Raw genomic sequence first — 4,315 nt, forward strand, 5'->3', positions numbered from 1 at the left:
GGTGGGGCGAGAGACACGTGCTGCTCCCATGACGACAGGTGGTGCTCGGACACCTGTCGACGCTATGGAGAGCAGCCCCACGTCGAGATCAACCCACGCGCTCGAGGGTTGTCCGTCCCAGGTCGTCCCGGAGGGGCGAACCCGTACGCCTCAGGTCGTACGCCGGTCGGCCACGCCGGGGGTGACCAGGCCGCTCTCGTAGGCCAACACCACCGCCTGCACCCGGTCCCGCAGGTGCAGCTTGGCCAGGATCCGGCCCACGTGGGTCTTCACCGTCGCCTCGGCGACGTGCACCCGGCCGGCGATCTCCAGGTTGGACAGGCCCTCGGCGACAAGCAGCAGGATCTGGCGTTCCCGCTCGGTGAGCTGGGCCAGCCGGGGGTCCTCCTGCGGGCCGGCACCGAGTTGACCGGCGAAGCGGTCGAGCAGCCGCCGGGTGATCGAGGGCGCCACCACCGAGTCTCCCTGGGCGACCACCCGGATCGCGGCCAGCAGTTCCTCCGGCGGGACGTTCTTGAGCAGGAAGCCGCTCGCTCCGGCCCGCAGCGCGGCGAACGCGTCCGCCTCGGTGTCGAACGTGGTGAGCACCAGCACCCTCGGTGGCCCCGCCGGCCGGTCGGCACAGAGTCGCCGGGTGGCCTCCACCCCGTCCATGGTGGGCATCCGGATGTCCATCACCACCACGTCGGCCTCGACCCGGTCGAGCAGTCGCAGCGCGTCCGCGCCGTCGATCGCCTCACCGACCACCTCCAGGTCGGGCTGGGAGTCCAGCACCATCCGGAAGCCGGCGCGGACCAGCGCCTGGTCATCCACGATCACCACGCGCAGCGCCATGGGCGATCACCTCCGTCCCGGTGCACGACGGTATCGGTAGCCGCGCGTGCACCTGCCAACCACCGGCCAGGTGGGGACCGGCGGTGAGGCTCCCGGCGTACACCGAAACCCGTTCCCGCATGCCGATCAGGCCGTGCCCGCCGGACGGCGCCGGCGTCACCGGCCCACCGCCCCGGCCGTCGTCGATCACGCGCAGCTCGACGGCGTCGGCGTCGTGGGTCAGGGTGGCGTGCACGGCGGCGCCCACCCCGGCGTGCTTGAGTGTGTTGGTGAGCGCCTCCTGCATCAGGCGGTACACGGTCAGTTCCAGCGCCGCGGGCAGCGGGGCCATCTCGCCGGTGACCGTGTAGCCGACCCGCAACCCGGCGTCGCGGAACCGGTCCAGCAGGGCGGGCAGCTCGGTCACGGCGGGGCGTCGGTGGACCGGTTCGGCCGCCGGCTGTCCCGGGAGGTCGGCCGGGTCCGCTGCGGACGCGGCGGCGCCGGACTCCGGTGGGCTGGGTTCCCGCAGGACGCCCACCAGCCGGCGCATGTCCTCCAGTGCCTGCCGGCCGGTGTCCGCCACGACCTTGACCGCGACGCGGGCCGTCTCCGGACTCTTGTCGATCATGAAGCGGGCCCCGTCCGCCTGCACGATCATGACAGCCATGCCGTGCGCCACCACGTCGTGCAGTTCCCGGGCGATCCGGGTGCGTTCCTCGGCCACCGCCGCCCGCGCCTCGGCCTCGCGTTCCCGCTCCAGGGTCGCCGCCCGCTCCTCCAGGGTGAGCACGTACAGCCGGCGGGTACGCACGTTCAGCGCCACCAGCCAGACCGCCCCGGTGACCAGTCCGTAGTAGATGGCGGTGAAGTACCAGGCCACCTGTCCCGAGGTCTGCGTCGCGGCGAGCACCACCCCGACTGCGGCGACGATCCCGGCGATCACGCCGTCGCGGAGCCGGTCGGCGTACTTGACCACGCTGTAGAGGGCGATCAACACCGCCACGTCGTACGGCATGGGCGCCCAGCCGAGGACGACCTGGACGAAGGCGAGCAGCGCCACGACCACTGTCACCGGCACCGGCCGGCCCCGGCGGAACAGCAGGGCCACGGCCATGGCCACACCGATCGCGGTCGCCCACCAGCGGCCCGGCTGGATGGCCGCCAACGTCACGGCGAACAGCATCACCACGCCGCTGACGGCCACGTCGAAGACGACACTGCGCCACGGCCGACGGAAAGGGCTCGCGCTCATCGTCACTCAGGGTAGGTGCAAGCAGGGGCCCCCTGTTAACGCCTGCGGTATAGCAGGGGTCCCCTGTTAACATCGCAGACCCCTTGTTACGACGAGCAGCAATCATTCCTGGCGGGCGGTTACGTCACGGCCCGCCGGATCGAGGTCAGCGACATCGACGCTAACCAATGGCACTCTCCTGGCGTGATCCGGGTCACATCGACATGTATCGTCGGGGAGTAAGGTACGACCATCCTCCCCCTCCCTTTCCGAAGGGCGTAGCCAATGGGTAACCTGACCCTGCCTCGAGGGCGGCACCTACGTATCGTCGGTGTGACCGCCATCGGGCTCCTCCTCGCCAGCAGCGCCGTCGCCGCCACACCCGGCAACGCGCAGCCGGTCACCCGGACGGCCGTCCAGCCCGCCTCGGCCGTGGACGCACCCCTCGGGGTCGATGAGATCTCCAGCAGCCCCAACCTCCGGCTGATCGCCAACCTGCCGAAGGCAGCGCCCTTCGACAGCACCTCGGCGCTCGGCACCGACATCGCGTTCCAGGGCAAGTACGCGTACGTCGGCAACTACGACGGCTTCGTCATCTACGACATCTCGAAGCCGAGCAAACCGAAGATCGAGTCACAGGTGCTCTGTCCAGGCTCGCAGAACGACATCTCCATCCACGGCGACCTGCTGTTCCTCTCCACCGACTCCTCGCGCAGCGACGACTCGTGCAGCAGCGTCGCCCAGTCCGCGGCGATCAAGGAGTCGTGGGAGGGCATCAAGATCTTCGACATCCGCGACAAGAAGAGCCCTCGCTACATCAAGTCGGTCGAGACCGCCTGCGGCTCGCACACCCACACCCTGGTGCCGGGCAAGGACAAGAAGACGGTCTACCTCTACGTCTCCTCGTACAGCCCGCAGGCGACCTTCCCGGACTGCCAGCCGCCACACGACTCGATAAGCATCGTGAAGGTGCCGCTGCACAAGCCGACCGACGCCGCCGTCGTTGCCACGCCCAACCTCTTCCCGGACGGCGGTTACCCGGGCCGGCAGGGCGGCTCCGCGACCACCGGCTGCCACGACATCACCGTCTACCCGCAGCGGGACCTCGCCGCCGGCGCCTGCATGGGCGACGGGATCCTGCTGGACATCACCAAGCGGGAGGCGCCGCGGGTGATCCACACCGTGCGGGACACCACCAACTTCGCGTTCTGGCACTCGGCCACCTTCAACAACAGCGGCAACAAGGTCGTCTTCACCGACGAACTCGGTGGTGGCGGTGGCGCCACCTGCAACGAGGCCATCGGCCCGAACCGGGGCGCCAACGCCATCTACGACATCACCGGTCGCGGCGACAACCGCCAGCTGGTCTTCCGCAGCTACTTCAAGATCCCACGGGTCAACGGCGACACCGAGAACTGCGTGGCGCACAACGGCTCGCTGATCCCGGTCCTCGGCAAGGACATCATGGTCCAGGCGTGGTATCAGGGTGGCGTGTCGGTGTGGGACTTCACCGACTCGCGCAAGCCGAAGGAGATCGGCTACTGGGAGCGGGGCCCGCTGTCGGACACCCAGCTGGTCGTGGGCGGCTCCTGGTCGGCGTACTACTACAACGGGTACGTCTACTCCTCGGACATCCAGAAGGGACTGGACGTGCTCGACATCAACGACTGGCGCGTCTGGACGGCCAAGCTGGTCCACTACCGCGAGTTGAACGTGCAGAGCCAGCCCAGCTACCTGAGCTGGTAACCACGCAGGCCACCACCGGGTCCGGCGATGCCGGGCCCGGTGCCGCTTGACGATCGAGTTTCGTCATTCCGGCCCGGGGTACCTCCTCGCCGACGAGGAAGACGAGGAAGGGGTGGTGGTGATGACGCGCACCGAGTACCACGTGGTTCCCGACGGCGACAGCTGGAAGATCGAGCAGGGCAGCACCGTCGTCGGCACGTACGACACCAAGCAGCGCGCGGTCGACGCCGGACGCCAGGTGGCGCACGGCAACGAGCCCAGCCAGCTCGTGGTGCACACCACAGACGGACGGATCGAGACCGAGTACACCTACCGGGACGACCCGTACCCGCCCGTCGGCTGAGCGCCGCGTCCCGGCGACGGCCTGCCGGCACCATCCCCTCAGGTGCTGCCGCCAGGCCGTCGCCACGCACTCCCCCACCGGCCGTGCCGGCGGTCACCCGTGACGACGCCGAAACCGAGGGCGTACGCCGGACCTGTCAGGATGGCCGGCCGTGACCTCCATCAGGGGTGGCCCACCCG

The 4,315-nt window shown here is 69.6% G+C and carries 4 protein-coding genes; 2 read left to right on the forward strand and 2 right to left on the reverse strand.

Features of this window, described 5'->3' with window-relative positions; genetic code table 11:
* Positions 1–150: 150 nt before the first annotated feature.
* Both C1I93_RS28905 and C1I93_RS28910 read right to left on the reverse strand, forming a co-directional pair.
* Positions 151–834: a response regulator gene (locus C1I93_RS28905; protein ID WP_111246425.1), complete on the reverse strand. Its 684-nt coding sequence runs from the start codon at positions 832–834 to the stop codon at positions 151–153.
* The gene (locus tag C1I93_RS28910; protein ID WP_111246426.1) at positions 806–2,068 is read right to left on the reverse strand and encodes a sensor histidine kinase; all 1,263 of its coding nucleotides are present in this window, start codon (positions 2,066–2,068) and stop codon (positions 806–808) included. The genes C1I93_RS28905 and C1I93_RS28910 overlap by 29 nt, the downstream gene beginning before the upstream one ends.
* A gap of 264 nt (positions 2,069–2,332) precedes the next feature.
* Here C1I93_RS28910 and C1I93_RS28915 point away from each other — a divergent pair, with 264 nt between their 5' ends.
* Positions 2,333–3,793 carry an LVIVD repeat-containing protein gene (locus tag C1I93_RS28915; protein WP_111246427.1) on the forward strand — a complete coding sequence of 487 codons (1,461 nt, stop codon included), beginning with the start codon at positions 2,333–2,335 and terminating at the stop codon, positions 3,791–3,793.
* Positions 3,794–3,839: 46 nt separating this feature from the next.
* Positions 3,840–4,136: a DUF2188 domain-containing protein gene (locus C1I93_RS28920; RefSeq protein ID WP_111246428.1), complete on the forward strand. Its 297-nt coding sequence runs from the start codon at positions 3,840–3,842 to the stop codon at positions 4,134–4,136.
* Positions 4,137–4,315 lie beyond the last annotated feature (179 nt).

The organism is Micromonospora endophytica, from assembly GCF_003236305.1.
GTDB classification, from domain to species: domain Bacteria; phylum Actinomycetota; class Actinomycetes; order Mycobacteriales; family Micromonosporaceae; genus Micromonospora; species Micromonospora endophytica.

Coding starts and splice junctions, on each gene's coding strand:
- C1I93_RS28905 (WP_111246425.1), bottom strand. CDS start 834: ATGGCGCTGCGCGTGGTGATCGTGGATGACCAGGCGCTGGTCCGCGCC.
- C1I93_RS28910 (WP_111246426.1), bottom strand. CDS start 2,068: ATGAGCGCGAGCCCTTTCCGTCGGCCGTGGCGCAGTGTCGTCTTCGAC.
- C1I93_RS28915 (WP_111246427.1), top strand. CDS start 2,333: ATGGGTAACCTGACCCTGCCTCGAGGGCGGCACCTACGTATCGTCGGT.